This is a genomic window from Bacillus sp. FSL M8-0277, assembly GCF_037975305.1.
GTDB lineage: Bacteria > Bacillota > Bacilli > Bacillales > Bacillaceae > Bacillus > Bacillus pumilus.
Map to the genome: position 1 here is coordinate 1 of NZ_CP150255.1, position 18598 is coordinate 18598.

Sequence of the window (18598 nt, forward strand, 5' to 3'; positions counted from 1 at the left end):
ATGGAAAATATTTTGGATCTGTGGAATAAAGCACTTCAAAAAATAGAGACAAAGTTGAGCAAGCCCAGTTTTGAGACATGGATGAAATCGACAAAAGCCCATTCTCTTCAAGGTGATACGCTTACAATTACCGCACCAAATGAATTTGCTAGAGACTGGCTGGAATCAAGATATCTTCACTTAATTGCTGATACCATCTACGAACTGACAGGTGAAGAGCTCAGTATTAAATTTATTATTCCTCAAAATCAGGATGAAGTGGAAGCTATGCCAAAGTCTCCAATTAAAAAAATGTCTAAAGAAGATCCCGTCGATATTCCACAAAATATGCTGAATCCAAAATATACATTTGATACTTTTGTTATTGGTTCAGGCAACCGATTTGCGCATGCCGCTTCACTTGCAGTTGCGGAAGCACCAGCAAAAGCATATAATCCGCTCTTTATTTATGGGGGCGTTGGTTTAGGAAAGACTCACTTGATGCATGCGATTGGTCATTATGTCATCGACCATAATCCATCAGCCAAAGTGGTCTATCTATCATCTGAAAAATTTACAAATGAATTTATCAACTCAATCCGAGACAACAAAGCTGTCGATTTCCGTAATCGCTATCGGAATGTCGATGTGCTTTTGATAGATGATATTCAATTTTTAGCAGGAAAAGAACAAACACAAGAAGAATTTTTCCATACATTCAACACACTTCACGAAGAAAGTAAGCAAATCGTCATTTCTAGTGATCGGCCGCCGAAAGAAATTCCGACACTTGAAGACAGATTACGCTCTCGATTCGAATGGGGCTTAATCACAGACATTACCCCGCCAGATTTAGAAACGCGTATTGCGATTTTACGAAAAAAGGCAAAAGCAGAGGGATTAGACATTCCGAATGAAGTCATGCTTTATATTGCCAATCAAATCGACAGCAACATTCGTGAACTGGAGGGTGCTTTGATTCGTGTCGTTGCTTATTCTTCTTTAATTAATAAAGATATCAATGCGGATCTAGCAGCTGAGGCGCTAAAGGACATCATTCCTTCATCGAAGCCAAGGATCATTACAATTAAAGATATTCAAAGAATTGTAGGGCAGCAATTTAATATTCGCTTAGAGGATTTCAAAGCGAAGAAACGTACGAAGTCAGTTGCTTATCCAAGACAAATTGCCATGTATCTCTCTAGAGAAATGACTGATTCCTCTCTGCCTAAAATAGGAGAAGAATTTGGAGGTCGTGATCATACGACTGTCATTCATGCTCATGAGAAGATTTCGAAATTAATCGTTGAAGATGAACAGCTTCAGCAGCATGTGAAAGAAATCAAAGAACAATTAAAATAACCTAGCTGATATAATAAGTACGGGAAAATGTGAATAACTAGAGCATAGTCATACACAGTCTGTCCACATGTGGATAGGCTGTCTTTCCTTTCTTATTACCGACTTATCCACATATTCACAAGCCCTACTATTACTTCTACGATTTTTATTAATAAAATATATATACATGTCATTAAGAAAATTTAGGAGGACCACTATGAAATTCACGATTCAAAAAGATCGTCTTGTCGAAAGTGTCCAAGATGTATTAAAGGCCGTATCCTCTAGAACAACGATACCTATTTTGACAGGGATAAAAATTGTTGCATCTGATGAGGGGGTTTCTCTCACAGGAAGCGACTCTGATATCTCAATTGAATCCTTTATTTCTCAAAGAGATGGAGATTTAGAAGTGATCACGATTGATCGTCCAGGGAGTATTGTGCTTCAGGCCCGCTTCTTTAGTGAAATTGTGAAGAAACTGCCAATGACTACTGTCGAAATTGAAGTAGAACAAAATCACCTCACCATCATCCGTTCTGGTTCAGCGGAATTTAACTTAAACGGCTTAGATGCTGAGGAATATCCGCATCTTCCGCAAATTGAAGAGCATCATGCATTTCAAATTCCGACAGACCTGCTTAAAAACTTAATTCGTCAAACTGTTTTTGCAGTGTCCACCTCAGAAACACGACCTATCTTGACAGGTGTAAACTGGAGGGTAGAAAAAGGTGAATTAATATGCACAGCGACGGATAGCCACCGTCTTGCTTTAAGAAAAGCGAAGTTGGATATTGACGAGGAAAGCTCATACAATGTCGTGATTCCAGGGAAAAGTTTAACAGAGCTAAGTAGAATCCTTGATGATGGACAAGATCTTGTGAGCATCGTAATTACAGAAACACAAGTTCTCTTTAAAGCACAAAACGTGTTGTTCTTCTCAAGATTGCTGGATGGTAATTATCCAGATACAGCTCGTCTGATCCCGCAGGAAAGTAAAACGGATGTCGTGGTCAACACGAAGGAATTCCTTCAAGCTATTGATCGTGCATCACTTTTGGCAAGAGAAGGACGCAATAACGTCGTAAAGCTGTCAGCTGATCCTGAACAAAGCCTTGAGATTTCTTCTAATTCACCTGAGATCGGTAAAGTAGTCGAAACGGTTCAAGCAGATGACATTAAAGGGGAGGACCTTAAAATCTCCTTCAGTCCAAAATATATGCTGGATGCGTTAAAAGTATTAGAGGGAACTGAAATTCATGTAAGCTTTACTGGCGCCATGAGACCTTTCCTGTTGCGCACACCAAATGATGATTCAATATTGCAGTTGATTCTTCCAGTCAGAACATATTAATTCAACTAAAATAGCTGCTGTGAGAGTGCACAGCAGCTTTTCTTCTCGTTTACCATGCTTTCTTTCATCCCAGTTCGCTTTCCCCCTTTCCTTCTTGTCTTGTTTTTTAGTACAATTAGATATTAGTGATATTGAAAGAGGTCGATACAATGCCTAATCTTATAACCATTGAGAAAGAAATGATTACATTAGGGCAGTTTTTGAAATTAGCCGAAGTCATCCAATCTGGCGGAATGGCGAAATGGTTTTTAAGTGAACATGAGGTGTTCATTAATCAAGAGCCAGATAATAGACGGGGACGCAAACTATACCCAGGAGATGTTGTCGAGATAGAAGGTTATGGCACATTTCAAGTTGTGAATTAGAAACGGGTGACAATACATGTACATTCAAAGTCTGGCGTTAACTTCATACCGAAACTATGAACACACCGAGCTTCAATTCGACAACAAGGTGAATGTCATGATCGGTGAGAATGCCCAAGGTAAAACGAACTTGATGGAAGCGATCTATGTATTGTCGATGGCAAAGTCGCATCGTACGTCAAATGATAAAGAACTTATCCGATGGGACCAAGACTATGCTAAAATAGAAGGTAGAGTCATCAAAAAAAATGGTCCACTCCCAATGCAGCTCGTGATCTCAAAAAAAGGGAAAAAGGGCAAGGTCAATCACATTGAACAACAGAAGCTCAGTCATTATGTTGGTGCGTTAAACACCATCATGTTTGCACCAGAGGACTTAAGTCTTGTGAAGGGCAGCCCGCAAATCCGCAGAAGATTTCTCGATATGGAGATTGGACAAGTTTCTGCTGTCTACTTGCATGATTTATCGCTCTATCAAAAAATTCTCTCTCAGCGGAATCATTACTTGAAACAATTGCAGACAAGAAAGCAAAAGGATCAAGCGATGCTGGAGGTTTTAACAGAGCAGTTGATTGATGCGGCAGCGAAAGTTGTCAAAAGACGACTGACTTTTACGAAACAGCTCGAGAAATGGGCGCAGCCGTTGCATTTTGGCATTTCTAGAGAGCTAGAAACACTCACGCTCCAATACCACACGGCGATAGAGGTATCAGAAGCGTCAGACTTGTCGAAAATAAAGAATAGCTATGAAGAATCGTTTCAGAAACTAAGAGACAGAGAAATAGACCGAGGAGTGACGCTGTGGGGACCTCACAGAGATGACCTTCTTTTCTTTGTGAATGGTCGGGATGTTCAGACATATGGCTCTCAAGGGCAGCAAAGAACAACAGCTCTTTCACTAAAGCTGGCAGAAATCGACTTGATACACGAAGAGATTGGAGAATATCCCATTCTTCTACTCGATGATGTTTTATCTGAACTTGATGATTACAGACAGTCTCATTTGCTCCATACCATTCAGGGACGTGTACAGACCTTCGTCACCACAACAAGTGTTGAAGGCATCGATCACGCCACCTTGAAAGAAGCGGAAATTTTCAGAGTAGCCAGTGGAAAAGTAATTGACTGATAAATGAGGTGTGGGTCTTGTATATTCATTTAGGTGATGATTGTGTTGTTTCTACACGAGAGATTGTCGCAATTGTTGATTACAAAATGAGGTCGTCTTCTGTTGTGGAAGAGTTTCTCCTAAAACACGAAAGACAAATCATTTCGTTATCACAAGGGACACCCAAATCCATCGTCGTCACAACTAAATCTGTTTATTACTCTCCTCTTTCCTCAAGCACGCTCAAAAAACGTGCTTCATTTGTGATTGAAATTGAAGTCTAAAAGCTCAATTCATATAAATATATCGTTTAAGAAAAGTGTAGGTGAATGTACGTGGCAATGGAACAGCAACATAATAGTTATGATGAAAATCAGATACAGGTGCTTGAAGGACTAGAAGCTGTTAGAAAACGTCCAGGAATGTACATTGGGTCAACCAGTGCAAAAGGACTTCACCATCTTGTATGGGAAATTGTCGACAACAGTATTGATGAGGCTTTAGCTGGATATTGCACAGATATTACGGTGCAAATTGAAAAGGATAATAGCATTACAGTGAAAGATAATGGCCGCGGAATTCCTGTTGGGATTCATGAGAAAATGGGACGTCCTGCTGTAGAGGTTATTATGACTGTTCTTCACGCTGGCGGTAAATTTGACGGCAGCGGTTATAAAGTATCTGGCGGTCTGCATGGCGTAGGGGCATCTGTTGTTAATGCGTTATCTACGACCTTAGACGTGACCGTATATCGTGATGGGAAAATTCATTATCAACAATTCAAACGTGGTGTTCCAGTTGGAGATTTAGAGATCATTGGTGAAACAGATGTTACAGGGACAACCACTCATTTTGTGCCAGATACAGAAATTTTTACTGAAACCATTGAATTTGATTACGACACACTTGCCAACCGTGTACGTGAGTTAGCTTTCTTAACAAAAGGTGTCAACATCGTTATTGAAGATTTACGCGAGGGGAAAGAACGACGAAATGAATACTGCTATGAAGGCGGTATTAAGAGCTATGTAGAACATTTAAATCGCTCAAAAGAAGTCGTTCATGAAGAACCCGTTTACATCGAAGGTGAAAAAGATGGAATCACGGTTGAAGTGGCATTACAATATAACGATTCCTATACAAGCAACATCTATTCCTTCGCCAACAATATCAACACGTATGAAGGCGGAACACACGAAGCAGGCTTTAAAACAGGTCTGACGCGTGTCATCAATGATTATGCTCGTAAAAATGGCGTATTCAAAGATGGAGACTCGAATTTGAGCGGTGAAGATGTGCGAGAAGGCTTAACAGCCATTATTTCCATCAAACATCCAGATCCTCAATTCGAAGGACAAACGAAGACAAAGCTCGGTAACTCAGAAGCAAGAACCATTACCGACTCCCTTTTCTCTGAAGCACTTGAGAAATTCCTCTTAGAGAACCCTGATGCTGCAAAGAAAATTGTGGAGAAAGGCGTGATGGCAGCTCGTGCAAGAATGGCTGCCAAAAAGGCACGTGAGCTGACAAGACGTAAAAGTGCACTGGAAGTCTCCAGCTTACCGGGGAAACTGGCGGATTGTTCTTCTAAAGACCCTTCCATCTCTGAACTTTATATCGTAGAGGGAGATTCTGCGGGTGGATCTGCTAAGCAAGGTCGTGATCGTCACTTCCAAGCAATCTTACCGTTAAGAGGGAAGATCCTAAACGTAGAAAAAGCGCGACTAGATAAAATTCTATCGAACAACGAGGTTCGGTCAATGATTACAGCGTTAGGGACTGGAATCGGAGAAGACTTTAATTTAGAGAAAGCTCGCTATCACAAAGTTGTGATCATGACGGATGCGGATGTCGATGGAGCGCACATTCGAACGCTGCTTTTAACATTCTTCTATCGCTACATGCGTGAAATCATTGAAAACGGTTATGTGTATATTGCGCAGCCACCTTTATTTAAAGTGCAGCAAGGTAAACGTGTTGAGTATGTGTATAACGATAAACAGCTAGATGAGCTGCTAAAGACATTGCCTCAAACACCAAAACCTGGACTTCAGCGCTATAAAGGTCTTGGAGAAATGAACGCAACTCAGCTTTGGGAAACAACAATGGACCCTGATGCGAGAACACTTCTTCAAGTCACACTTGAGGATGCGATCGATGCTGATGAGACATTTGAAATGCTCATGGGAGATAAAGTAGAGCCGAGAAGAAACTTTATCGAAGAAAATGCGCAATACGTGAAAAACCTCGATATTTAGATAGATCCCTACTGAGAACAACCTTATTTCTTGTTTGGAATAAGGTTGTTTTTCAAGAAATAGGGGCGTGTAACCAATGTCCTGTTTTTCCGTGTTTTCGCTGATTTTCTAGTAAATAAATGTGTATAAAGACGAGATTATTGATATAATGGAGAATAGTCTTGTGAAGATAAATACATATTTTACTCCCACATAATTTATTTCATGTGATACGTAAAGGGAGGTTCTTATAGTGAGTGAACAACATACACCAAATGTACGCGAAGTGAATATTAGTCAGGAAATGCGTACGTCTTTTTTAGATTATGCAATGAGTGTGATTGTGTCGCGTGCATTACCAGATGTGCGTGACGGATTAAAGCCCGTGCATCGAAGAATTTTGTATGCGATGAATGACCTAGGTATGACAAGTGATAAACCATTTAAGAAATCTGCACGTATCGTCGGGGAAGTTATCGGTAAGTATCACCCTCATGGTGACAGTGCTGTATACGAAGCGATGGTTCGTATGGCGCAAGACTTCAACTATCGTTATATGTTAGTAGATGGTCATGGAAACTTTGGTTCAGTCGATGGAGACGGAGCAGCGGCGATGCGTTACACCGAGGCACGTCTATCGAAGATTTCTATGGAAATCCTCCGTGATATCACTAAGGATACCATTGATTATCAGGATAACTATGACGGCAGTGAAAGAGAGCCAATGGTGATGCCTGCAAGGTTCCCGAACTTATTGGTCAACGGAGCGACAGGAATTGCTGTAGGAATGGCGACCAATATTCCGCCACACCAATTAGGTGAAGTGATTGATGGAGTATTGGCTATCAGTCAAAACCCTGAAATGACCACACAGGAACTTATGGACATCATCCCAGGCCCAGATTTCCCAACAGCAGGTCAAATCATTGGCCGAAGTGGTATTCGGAAGGCGTATGAGACAGGGCGCGGCTCTATTACATTAAGAGCAAAATCGGATATTGAGGAAACATCTAGTGGTAAACAGCGCATTGTTATCAATGAGATCCCTTACCAAGTCAACAAAGCCCGTTTAATTGAAAAAATTGCTGATCTTGTGCGTGATAAAAAGATTGATGGCATTACAGACTTGCGTGATGAATCAGATCGTAATGGTATGCGTATTGTCATTGAACTGCGTAGAGATGCAAACGTTCATGTTCTATTAAACAATCTTTATAAACAAACGACACTTCAAACGTCTTTTGGTATCAACTTATTAGCACTTGTTGATGGACAGCCGAAAGTCTTGTCCCTCAAACAATGTCTAGAGTACTATCTAGAGCATCAAAAAGTGATCATTCGCAGAAGAACAGCGTATGAGCTACGTAAAGCAGAAGCAAGAGCACACATTTTAGAAGGTCTGAGAATTGCACTTGATCACTTAGATGAAGTCATTGCTTTAATTAGAGGCTCTCAAACTGCGGAAATTGCGAGAAATGGTTTGATGGAGAACTATAGCTTGTCTGAAAAACAGGCACAGGCCATTCTTGATATGCGACTTCAGCGTTTGACTGGTCTAGAACGAGAAAAGATAGAAGATGAATATAAAGGACTTGTTGATTTGATTGCTGAATTAAAAGCCATTTTAGCAGACAATGAGAAAGTACTTGAAATCATTAGAGAAGAATTAATAGAAATTAAAGAACGCTTCAATGATACGCGCCGTACTGAAATTGTGACAGCGGGTATTGAAACAATTGAAGACGAAGATTTGATTCCTGTTGAGAACATCGTGATTACGCTGACGCATAATGGTTATATCAAGCGTCTCCCTGCATCAACATACCGCAGTCAAAAAAGAGGCGGTAAAGGTGTCCAAGGAATGGGAACCAACGAAGATGATTTCGTTGAACAGTTGATTTCAACATCGACCCACGATACGATTCTTTTCTTCTCTAATAAAGGGAAGGTATATCGTGCGAAAGGGTATGAGATTCCTGAATTCGGACGGACAGCGAAAGGGATTCCGATCATTAACCTTCTTGAAGTAGAAAAGGGAGAATGGATTAACGCCATTATTCCAGTAAGCGAATTTGATGAAAATTCGTACCTCTTCTTTACAACAAGACACGGTGTATCAAAACGGACGACATTGTCTCAGTTCGCTAACATTCGAAACAACGGTCTTATTGCACTTAGCCTTCGTGACGAAGATGAACTGATGGCTGTTCGTTTAACCAATGGAGAAAAACAAATCATCATTGGAACGAAAAAGGGGATGCTGATTCGTTTCGCCGAGACAGATGTTCGTGAAATGGGACGTACGGCAGCTGGGGTCAAAGGGATTACACTTTCTGAGGATGACATCGTCGTTGGAATGGAAATCCTTGAGCCAGATGCAAACGTATTGATCGTAACCGAAAGAGGTTATGGTAAATTAACGCCTGAAAAAGAATACCGTGTTCAAACTCGAGGCGGTAAAGGTCTTAAAACATGCAAGATCACTGACAACAATGGTCCGCTTGTCACAGTGAAGGCGACCAATGCTGAAGCTGAAGAAGACTTGATGATTATTACAGGGAGCGGTGTCATCATTCGTATGGCCGTTTCAGACATTTCGACAACAGGCCGTGTCACTCAAGGTGTCCGCCTAATCCGTCTTGGTGATGAGGAACATGTCGCAACAGTGGCATTAGTTGAACAATCACAAGAAGACGATGAAGATAATGAAGAGAACGTAGAGAATATAGAGTCAGATCAAGAGCAATCTGAGTAAAAATAAAGCCGGTTTTTCACCGGCTTTATTTTTTTTAAAAAACATCACTTTTTTTGAAATTTATAATGCTTTTTTCATAGATATGTGTTAATCTTTCAAAGGAGCAAAAAGAGGCTCTATTTTTTATCTCATTCCCCAGTAAAAACTTCTTAGAAAAACAAAATGTTTTTTAAGAAAAATGTTGACTGTTGATAGAGATATATGATATATTTAAGTGGTCGCTTTAAGAGAGTGACACACAAGTTCTTTGAAAACTAAACAAGACAAAACGTACCTGATAATTCGAGTTTTTATAAAAAAATCCTATGTTATATCATAGGTAGTCAGTCAAACGCTGACGAAAAACAAAACTTCGGTTTTGTACTTTTTCGGAGAGTTTGATCCTGGCTCAGGACGAACGCTGGCGGCGTGCCTAATACATGCAAGTCGAGCGAACAGAAGGGAGCTTGCTCCCGGATGTTAGCGGCGGACGGGTGAGTAACACGTGGGTAACCTGCCTGTAAGACTGGGATAACTCCGGGAAACCGGAGCTAATACCGGATAGTTCCTTGAACCGCATGGTTCAAGGATGAAAGACGGTTTCGGCTGTCACTTACAGATGGACCCGCGGCGCATTAGCTAGTTGGTGGGGTAATGGCTCACCAAGGCGACGATGCGTAGCCGACCTGAGAGGGTGATCGGCCACACTGGGACTGAGACACGGCCCAGACTCCTACGGGAGGCAGCAGTAGGGAATCTTCCGCAATGGACGAAAGTCTGACGGAGCAACGCCGCGTGAGTGATGAAGGTTTTCGGATCGTAAAGCTCTGTTGTTAGGGAAGAACAAGTGCGAGAGTAACTGCTCGCACCTTGACGGTACCTAACCAGAAAGCCACGGCTAACTACGTGCCAGCAGCCGCGGTAATACGTAGGTGGCAAGCGTTGTCCGGAATTATTGGGCGTAAAGGGCTCGCAGGCGGTTTCTTAAGTCTGATGTGAAAGCCCCCGGCTCAACCGGGGAGGGTCATTGGAAACTGGGAAACTTGAGTGCAGAAGAGGAGAGTGGAATTCCACGTGTAGCGGTGAAATGCGTAGAGATGTGGAGGAACACCAGTGGCGAAGGCGACTCTCTGGTCTGTAACTGACGCTGAGGAGCGAAAGCGTGGGGAGCGAACAGGATTAGATACCCTGGTAGTCCACGCCGTAAACGATGAGTGCTAAGTGTTAGGGGGTTTCCGCCCCTTAGTGCTGCAGCTAACGCATTAAGCACTCCGCCTGGGGAGTACGGTCGCAAGACTGAAACTCAAAGGAATTGACGGGGGCCCGCACAAGCGGTGGAGCATGTGGTTTAATTCGAAGCAACGCGAAGAACCTTACCAGGTCTTGACATCCTCTGACAACCCTAGAGATAGGGCTTTCCCTTCGGGGACAGAGTGACAGGTGGTGCATGGTTGTCGTCAGCTCGTGTCGTGAGATGTTGGGTTAAGTCCCGCAACGAGCGCAACCCTTGATCTTAGTTGCCAGCATTTAGTTGGGCACTCTAAGGTGACTGCCGGTGACAAACCGGAGGAAGGTGGGGATGACGTCAAATCATCATGCCCCTTATGACCTGGGCTACACACGTGCTACAATGGACAGAACAAAGGGCTGCGAGACCGCAAGGTTTAGCCAATCCCATAAATCTGTTCTCAGTTCGGATCGCAGTCTGCAACTCGACTGCGTGAAGCTGGAATCGCTAGTAATCGCGGATCAGCATGCCGCGGTGAATACGTTCCCGGGCCTTGTACACACCGCCCGTCACACCACGAGAGTTTGCAACACCCGAAGTCGGTGAGGTAACCTTTATGGAGCCAGCCGCCGAAGGTGGGGCAGATGATTGGGGTGAAGTCGTAACAAGGTAGCCGTATCGGAAGGTGCGGCTGGATCACCTCCTTTCTAAGGATATATGGAGCAGTGTGCGTTTTCGTCTTGTTTAGTTTTGAAGGAACTTGCAAAAGATCCTACAACATCATATCTTCGATATGAAAGATGGGCCTGTAGCTCAGCTGGTTAGAGCGCACGCCTGATAAGCGTGAGGTCGGTGGTTCGAGTCCACTCAGGCCCACCATCTTCTATTAAATCGGGGCCTTAGCTCAGCTGGGAGAGCGCCTGCCTTGCACGCAGGAGGTCAGCGGTTCGATCCCGCTAGGCTCCACCAACGTGTTCTTTGAAAACTAGATAACAATAAGTAATACATTCACATTGAATGCAATGCAAAGTTCATCACACATAGTGATTCTTTCTAAAGTAAGAAATGGTTAAGTTAGAAAGGGCGCACGGTGGATGCCTTGGCACTAGGAGCCGATGAAGGACGGGACGAACACCGATATGCTTCGGGGAGCTGTAAGCAAGCTTTGATCCGGAGATTTCCGAATGGGGAAACCCACTGCTCGTAATGGAGTAGTATCCATACTTGAATACATAGAGTATGAGAAGGCATACCCGGGGAACTGAAACATCTAAGTACCCGGAGGAAGAGAAAGCAAATGCGATTCCCTGAGTAGCGGCGAGCGAAACGGGAACAGCCCAAACCAAGAGGCTTGCCTCTTGGGGTTGTAGGACACTCTATACGGAGTTACAAAGGAACGATATAAGCGAAGAGGTCTGGAAAGGCCCGCCAAAGAAGGTAACAGCCCTGTAACTGAAATGTTGTTCTCTCCAGAGTGGATCCTGAGTACGGCGGAACACGTGAAATTCCGTCGGAATCCGGGAGGACCATCTCCCAAGGCTAAATACTCCCTAGTGACCGATAGTGAACCAGTACCGTGAGGGAAAGGTGAAAAGCACCCCGGAAGGGGAGTGAAATAGATCCTGAAACCGTGTGCCTACAAGTAGTCAGAGCCCGTTAAAGGGTGATGGCGTGCCTTTTGTAGAATGAACCGGCGAGTTACGATCCCGTGCAAGGTTAAGCAGAAGATGCGGAGCCGCAGCGAAAGCGAGTCTGAATAGGGCGCATGAGTACGTGGTCGTAGACCCGAAACCAGGTGATCTACCCATGTCCAGGGTGAAGTTCAGGTAACACTGAATGGAGGCCCGAACCCACGCACGTTGAAAAGTGCGGGGATGAGGTGTGGGTAGGGGTGAAATGCCAATCGAACCTGGAGATAGCTGGTTCTCTCCGAAATAGCTTTAGGGCTAGCCTCAAGGTAAGAGTCTCGGAGGTAGAGCACTGATTGGACTAGGGGCCCCTACCGGGTTACCGAATTCAGTCAAACTCCGAATGCCGATGACTTATCCTTGGGAGTCAGACTGCGAGTGATAAGATCCGTAGTCGAAAGGGAAACAGCCCAGACCGCCAGCTAAGGTCCCAAAGTATACGTTAAGTGGAAAAGGATGTGGAGTTGCTTAGACAACCAGGATGTTGGCTTAGAAGCAGCCACCATTTAAAGAGTGCGTAATAGCTCACTGGTCGAGTGACTCTGCGCCGAAAATGTACCGGGGCTAAACGTATCACCGAAGCTGCGGACTGTTCTTACGAACAGTGGTAGGAGAGCGTTCTAAGTGCTGTGAAGTCAGACCGGAAGGACTGGTGGAGCGCTTAGAAGTGAGAATGCCGGTATGAGTAGCGAAAGACGGGTGAGAATCCCGTCCACCGAATGCCTAAGGTTTCCTGAGGAAGGCTCGTCCGCTCAGGGTTAGTCGGGACCTAAGCCGAGGCCGAAAGGCGTAGGCGATGGACAACAGGTTGATATTCCTGTACCACCTCCTCACCATTTGAGCAATGGGGGGACGCAGGAGGATAGGGTAAGCGCGGTATTGGATATCCGCGTCCAAGCAGTTAGGCTGGGAAATAGGCAAATCCGTTTCCCGTAAAGGCTGAGCTGTGATGGCGAGCGAAATTTAGTAGCGAAGTTCCTGATTCCACACTGCCAAGAAAAGCCTCTAGCGAGGTGAGAGGTGCCCGTACCGCAAACCGACACAGGTAGGCGAGGAGAGAATCCTAAGGTGATCGAGAGAACTCTCGTTAAGGAACTCGGCAAAATGACCCCGTAACTTCGGGAGAAGGGGTGCTTCTTAGGGTGTTAAAGCCCCGAGAAGCCGCAGTGAATAGGCCCAGGCGACTGTTTAGCAAAAACACAGGTCTCTGCGAAGCCGTAAGGCGAAGTATAGGGGCTGACGCCTGCCCGGTGCTGGAAGGTTAAGAGGAGCGCTTAGCGTAAGCGAAGGTGCGAATTGAAGCCCCAGTAAACGGCGGCCGTAACTATAACGGTCCTAAGGTAGCGAAATTCCTTGTCGGGTAAGTTCCGACCCGCACGAAAGGCGCAACGATCTGGGCACTGTCTCAACGAGAGACTCGGTGAAATTATAGTACCTGTGAAGATGCAGGTTACCCGCGACAGGACGGAAAGACCCCGTGGAGCTTTACTGCAGCCTGATATTGAATGTTGGTACAGCTTGTACAGGATAGGTAGGAGCCTTGGAAACCGGAGCGCTAGCTTCGGTGGAGGCATCGGTGGGATACTACCCTGGCTGTATTGACCTTCTAACCCGCTGCCCTTATCGGGCAGGGAGACAGTGTCAGGTGGGCAGTTTGACTGGGGCGGTCGCCTCCTAAAATGTAACGGAGGCGCCCAAAGGTTCCCTCAGAATGGTTGGAAATCATTCGCAGAGTGTAAAGGCACAAGGGAGCTTGACTGCGAGACCTACAAGTCGAGCAGGGACGAAAGTCGGGCTTAGTGATCCGGTGGTTCCGCATGGAAGGGCCATCGCTCAACGGATAAAAGCTACCCCGGGGATAACAGGCTTATCTCCCCCAAGAGTCCACATCGACGGGGAGGTTTGGCACCTCGATGTCGGCTCATCGCATCCTGGGGCTGTAGTCGGTCCCAAGGGTTGGGCTGTTCGCCCATTAAAGCGGTACGCGAGCTGGGTTCAGAACGTCGTGAGACAGTTCGGTCCCTATCCGTCGCGGGCGCAGGAAATTTGAGAGGAGCTGTCCTTAGTACGAGAGGACCGGGATGGACGCACCGCTGGTGTACCAGTTGTTCTGCCAAGGGCATCGCTGGGTAGCTATGTGCGGACGGGATAAGTGCTGAAAGCATCTAAGCATGAAGCCCCCCTCAAGATGAGATTTCCCATTCCGCAAGGAAGTAAGATCCCTGAAAGATGATCAGGTTGATAGGTCTGAGGTGGAAGCGTGGTGACACGTGGAGCTGACAGATACTAATAGATCGAGGACTTAACCTATATTCTAATGTGAAGTTTGAACATTGTTATCTAGTTTTGAGAGAACATTCTCTCCATCAGGTTTGGTGGCGATAGCGAAGAGGTCACACCCGTTCCCATACCGAACACGGAAGTTAAGCTCTTCAGCGCCGATGGTAGTTGGGGGTCTCCCCCTGTGAGAGTAGGACGCCGCCAAGCTTGTATAAGGATCAGTTCCATACGGAACTGGTCTTTTTTGTTTTTTCTTCTAATAGCATCATGATATAAGCTGGGAACTTCTCTTCGGCAATCTCCATGTAGCGTTCAATCATGACGTAATCATCACTAATGTATTGAGACAGCAGCTCGTACCACCATTCAGTTTCGTAGCGGGCAATCATACTGAGGTTATACATTAATAAGTAATGACTGATGATCTCAGGAATCCCTAAAAAGGAATCACGCGTTGACGGAATATACCATTGATCCATTTCTAAATCATAATGAAGATGAGTAGCCAGCGCTGGGTTTTCTTCTAGAGATACATCAAACGTCAGCTTTTTCGCTGCTCTCTGTCTGAGTTTCCAACTTGTATGAAACTCAAAGTATTCAATAAAGCGTTCAGCAGACATGTTATAAAGCAATGGAATATGATCTTGAATCATCATCCCATTGGCCTTTTCCACTTTCACTAATGCTGAGGGCTGTTTTTGAAAATCTAGAATATGACTCATTTCCGGTATCTTTGAAAGGAGATGAATCATCGTAAATCGCTCATCTTCAAGTCCATTTAAATGAAATAGATGCTTTAACACATGCATGCATAGTCCATTTCGTTGAATTTTCACCTCATCTTCACTAAAACGGTAGTGCTGCTTCTTTCTCTTTCTCGATGTTACGCCATGGGCCAAAACAGAGGTTTGAGAAGGATAGTGAGGATCAACTGTCAGTAAACAGGCCTTTAGTAACTGAGCCATTCCATAAAACAATAAAATGGGCTTCAGTTCGAGTGGAGCGATAGCTGCCTGTTCATAGAACGTATGGCCATGCTTTAAAAAATAAATAAACCGTTCACAGTTTTTAAAGGCTTGCTGGTTTGCATCTTGAATGTTCCGTTTCTCATATTGTTGATATAGAAACTTTTGGGAAGTTTCGAGTGAGTAAAAACGTTTTAAATCCTTCCATCCTGAACTTTTCATCTTCTTCCTCAACTCTCTTTATATTTTCTAAAAATTGCAACTGTTTGTTGCTTCCTTGACATGCTGTTTGCTAGTTGATAATCTACATATAATATTTTGCCGAAAAGAGGGGGATTTACTAATGTGGGAAAGTAAATTTTCAAAAGAAGGTTTGACGTTTGACGATGTTTTGCTTGTTCCAGCTAAGTCTGAAGTACTTCCGCGAGATGTCGATTTATCAGTTGAGTTAACAAGCACATTAAAACTAAACATTCCAATTATCAGTGCAGGAATGGACACGGTGACTGAATCACAAATGGCGATTGCAATGGCACGTCAAGGTGGTCTTGGTATCATTCATAAGAACATGTCTATTGAGCAACAAGCAGAGCAAGTGGATAAAGTAAAACGTTCAGAGCGCGGCGTTATTACAAATCCATTCTTCTTAACACCTGAGCATCAAGTCTTTGATGCAGAGCACTTAATGGGTAAATACCGTATTTCAGGTGTACCGATTGTAAATAACATAGAAGATCAAAAGCTTGTCGGTATTATTACGAACCGTGACCTTCGATTTATTTCGGATTATTCAATGAAGATTAGCGATGTGATGACAAAAGAGGAACTTGTGACAGCTTCTGTCGGTACGACGTTAGAAGAAGCTGAAAAAATCCTACAGCAATACAAAATTGAAAAATTACCTCTTTTAGATGACGAAGGAACGTTAAAAGGTCTCATCACCATCAAAGATATTGAAAAAGTGATCGAATTCCCTAACTCCTCTAAAGATGCACATGGTCGTTTAATTGTTGGTGCCGCTGTTGGTGTCACTGGCGATACAATGACTCGTGTAAGAAAATTAGTCGAAGCCAATGTGGATGTCGTTGTCATTGATACGGCACATGGTCATTCACAAGGTGTTCTAAACACTGTATCGAAAATCCGCGAAACATATCCTTCTCTTAATATCATTGCTGGTAATGTTGCAACAGCCGAAGCAACTAAAGCATTGTTTGAAGCAGGAGCCGATATTGTGAAAGTCGGTATCGGACCAGGATCTATTTGTACAACACGTGTTGTTGCAGGCGTTGGTGTACCACAAATCACAGCGATCTATGATTGTGCAACAGAAGCAAGAAAACATGGTAAAGCTATTATTGCAGATGGTGGAATTAAATATTCAGGTGATATCGTAAAAGCTCTAGCATCTGGTGGACATGCTGTAATGCTTGGAAGCCTTCTAGCTGGTACATCTGAAAGCCCAGGAGACACAGAAATTTTCCAAGGTAGACGCTTCAAAGTTTATCGCGGTATGGGTTCAGTCGCTGCAATGGAAAAAGGAAGTAAAGATCGTTACTTCCAAGAAGATAATAAAAAATTCGTTCCAGAAGGTATTGAAGGCCGTACACCATACAAAGGACCAGTCGTTGATACAGTGTATCAACTCGTTGGCGGTATCCGTTCTGGTATGGGCTATTGTGGAACACAGGACTTACGCTCTCTTAGAGAAGATGCACAGTTCATTCGCATGACTGGTGCAGGACTTCGTGAGAGTCATCCACATGATGTACAAATTACAAAAGAATCACCAAACTACACAATTTCTTGATAAATTGTGACAGTTAAATTACATTTGACAGGGTCTATGACTCTGTCTATTTTTTTTGTCTTTATTGTGATAAAATTTATACTGTTGTGTTGAAATAAGCCCTTGTGGATTAAATATATATGAAATATGTCGAAAAAAGATGATAACGGAGGTATGACGATTGAACAGCAAGATATTGAAACAGCTTATGGTCTCTATCCTTGCACTGGCATTGATTGTGACAGCATTTACACCAATGTCCAAAGCAAAAGCAGCTGAAGAGCCATTCAATGTGAATGCGAAAGCAGCGATCCTAATTGAAGCTTCTACAGGTAAGATCCTTTATAGTAAAAACGCAGAGCAAAGACTGCCTATTGCAAGTATGGCAAAGATGATGACAGAGTATCTTTTACTAGAAGCGATTGCTGAAGGCAAAGTGAAATGGGATCAAACGTATACGCCAGATGATTATGTATACGAAATTTCTCAGGACCGCAGTTTATCAAACGTTCCTTTGAGAAAAGATGGATCGTATACAGTGAAAGAACTTTATCAAGCAACGGCTATTTATTCGGCAAATGCAGCAGCAATTGGCTTAGCAGAAGTGATTGCTGGATCAGAATCGAAGTTCGTTGAAAAAATGAACGCAAAAGCAAAAGAATTAGGTTTAACAAACTACAAATTCGTGAATGCAACTGGACTAGAAAATAAAGACTTACATGGCAAACAGCCAAAAGGTACAGGTCCTGATGAAGAAAGTGAAGTATCTGCGAAAGATATGGCATTGCTTGCACAGCATCTCATCAAAGACCACCCAGAAATTCTTGAAACATCAAGTATTGCGAAAACAAAGTTCAGAGAAGGCACAGACGATGAAATGGACATGCCTAACTGGAACTTCATGCTTAAAGGACTTGTGAAGGAATACAAAGGTGTAGACGGTCTGAAAACAGGTTCTACAGATTCAGCTGGTTCTAGCTTCACAGGTACCGCTAAGCAAGGTGACATGCGTGTCATCGCAGTGATCTTGAATGCAAAAGGTAATCTTCATACAGCACGTTTTGACGTGGCGAAAAAACTGTTCGATTATGCGTTTAAAAACTTCACGATGAAAGAAATGTACAAAAAAGGTCAACAGATCAAAGGACATGAAAACATCGAAGTCGACAAAGGCAAAGACAAAGAAGTACCTGTCGTTACGAAAGAAGCTTTCTCTGTGCCGGTAAAAAATGGCGACGAAAAGAGCTTTAAAGCAAAAGTAAATATCGAGAAAACAAAACTCGAAGCTCCTATTAAAAAAGGAACGAAGGTAGGCATGCTGACGACTTCTTATTCTGGTGATGAGAAGGATTACGGCTATTTGAATAAAGATCAATCAGGTGTTGAGCTTATAACGAAAACAGGCGATGAAAAAGCAAACTGGTTCATCCTTGCAATGCGTGGTGTAGGTGGATTCTTCGCTGGCATTTGGGGCGGAATCGTTGACACAGTAAAAGGTTGGTTCTAATAAAAAACTGCTCTCTATGCATG

10 protein-coding genes, 2 tRNA genes and 3 rRNA genes are annotated in these 18598 nt (G+C 43.6%); 14 read left to right on the plus strand and 1 reads right to left on the minus strand.

Annotated features, from left to right (window positions below; genetic code table 11):
- From dnaA to rrf, 12 genes are all read left to right on the plus strand, one after another.
- On the plus strand, nucleotides 1-1341 hold the full coding sequence (dnaA, locus tag MKZ05_RS00005; RefSeq protein WP_003214781.1) for a chromosomal replication initiator protein DnaA: 1341 nt from the start codon (nucleotides 1-3) through the stop codon (nucleotides 1339-1341).
- Nucleotides 1342-1537: 196 nt separating this feature from the next.
- The gene (gene dnaN / locus MKZ05_RS00010) at nucleotides 1538-2674 is read left to right on the plus strand and encodes a DNA polymerase III subunit beta (RefSeq protein WP_106033057.1); all 1137 of its coding nucleotides are present in this window, start codon (nucleotides 1538-1540) and stop codon (nucleotides 2672-2674) included.
- Between the two features lie 149 nt (nucleotides 2675-2823).
- Entirely contained in the window at nucleotides 2824-3039 is a 216-nt protein-coding gene (gene yaaA, locus MKZ05_RS00015) for a S4 domain-containing protein YaaA (RefSeq protein ID WP_003215257.1), read from the plus strand.
- A 16-nt stretch (nucleotides 3040-3055) separates the two neighbouring features.
- Entirely contained in the window at nucleotides 3056-4168 is a 1113-nt protein-coding gene (gene recF / locus MKZ05_RS00020; RefSeq protein ID WP_003215341.1) for a DNA replication/repair protein RecF, read from the plus strand.
- A gap of 17 nt (nucleotides 4169-4185) precedes the next feature.
- Nucleotides 4186-4431 (plus strand): extracellular matrix/biofilm biosynthesis regulator RemA family protein, encoded by a 246-nt coding sequence (locus MKZ05_RS00025; RefSeq protein WP_212046499.1) that lies wholly within the window; start codon nucleotides 4186-4188, stop codon nucleotides 4429-4431.
- 57 nt (nucleotides 4432-4488) lie between these two features.
- On the plus strand, nucleotides 4489-6405 hold the full coding sequence (gyrB, locus tag MKZ05_RS00030; RefSeq protein ID WP_034620352.1) for a DNA topoisomerase (ATP-hydrolyzing) subunit B: 1917 nt from the start codon (nucleotides 4489-4491) through the stop codon (nucleotides 6403-6405).
- 232 nt (nucleotides 6406-6637) lie between these two features.
- Nucleotides 6638-9139 carry a DNA gyrase subunit A gene (gene gyrA, locus MKZ05_RS00035; protein WP_003214767.1) on the plus strand — a complete coding sequence of 834 codons (2502 nt, stop codon included), beginning with the start codon at nucleotides 6638-6640 and terminating at the stop codon, nucleotides 9137-9139.
- Nucleotides 9140-9504: 365 nt separating this feature from the next.
- Nucleotides 9505-11053 (plus strand): 16S ribosomal RNA (locus tag MKZ05_RS00040).
- A 95-nt stretch (nucleotides 11054-11148) separates the two neighbouring features.
- Nucleotides 11149-11225: transfer RNA gene (locus MKZ05_RS00045), tRNA-Ile, on the plus strand.
- A 14-nt stretch (nucleotides 11226-11239) separates the two neighbouring features.
- Nucleotides 11240-11315: transfer RNA gene (locus MKZ05_RS00050), tRNA-Ala, on the plus strand.
- A gap of 98 nt (nucleotides 11316-11413) precedes the next feature.
- Nucleotides 11414-14344, plus strand: a 23S ribosomal RNA gene (locus MKZ05_RS00055).
- Nucleotides 14345-14405: 61 nt separating this feature from the next.
- A 5S ribosomal RNA gene (gene rrf, locus MKZ05_RS00060) occupies nucleotides 14406-14521 on the plus strand.
- Together the 16S, 23S and 5S rRNA genes with 2 tRNA genes alongside form the textbook arrangement of a ribosomal RNA operon.
- 11 nt (nucleotides 14522-14532) lie before the next feature.
- Here rrf and MKZ05_RS00065 read toward each other — a convergent pair.
- Nucleotides 14533-15501 (minus strand): YaaC family protein, encoded by a 969-nt coding sequence (locus MKZ05_RS00065; RefSeq protein ID WP_339160899.1) that lies wholly within the window; start codon nucleotides 15499-15501, stop codon nucleotides 14533-14535.
- Between the two features lie 121 nt (nucleotides 15502-15622).
- On the opposite strand from MKZ05_RS00065, the gene guaB reads away from it, so the two are divergent.
- Together guaB and MKZ05_RS00075 are read left to right on the plus strand one after the other, a co-directional pair.
- Nucleotides 15623-17089: an IMP dehydrogenase gene (gene guaB, locus MKZ05_RS00070; RefSeq protein WP_003218109.1), complete on the plus strand. Its 1467-nt coding sequence runs from the start codon at nucleotides 15623-15625 to the stop codon at nucleotides 17087-17089.
- Between the two features lie 160 nt (nucleotides 17090-17249).
- Nucleotides 17250-18575, plus strand: coding sequence for a D-alanyl-D-alanine carboxypeptidase family protein (locus MKZ05_RS00075; protein WP_284907820.1), 1326 nt, complete (start codon nucleotides 17250-17252; stop codon nucleotides 18573-18575).
- Nucleotides 18576-18598: the final 23 nt, after the last annotated feature.

What these genes read in the sequence shown, in the direction of transcription:
- dnaA (WP_003214781.1), top strand. Translation starts at nt 1, where the DNA reads ATGGAAAATATTTTGGATCTGTGGAATAAAGCACTTCAAAAAATAGAG.
- dnaN (WP_106033057.1), top strand. Translation starts at nt 1,538, where the DNA reads ATGAAATTCACGATTCAAAAAGATCGTCTTGTCGAAAGTGTCCAAGAT.
- yaaA (WP_003215257.1), top strand. Translation starts at nt 2,824, where the DNA reads ATGCCTAATCTTATAACCATTGAGAAAGAAATGATTACATTAGGGCAG.
- recF (WP_003215341.1), top strand. Translation starts at nt 3,056, where the DNA reads ATGTACATTCAAAGTCTGGCGTTAACTTCATACCGAAACTATGAACAC.
- gyrB (WP_034620352.1), top strand. Translation starts at nt 4,489, where the DNA reads ATGGAACAGCAACATAATAGTTATGATGAAAATCAGATACAGGTGCTT.
- MKZ05_RS00065 (WP_339160899.1), bottom strand. Translation starts at nt 15,501, where the DNA reads ATGAAAAGTTCAGGATGGAAGGATTTAAAACGTTTTTACTCACTCGAA.
- guaB (WP_003218109.1), top strand. Translation starts at nt 15,623, where the DNA reads ATGTGGGAAAGTAAATTTTCAAAAGAAGGTTTGACGTTTGACGATGTT.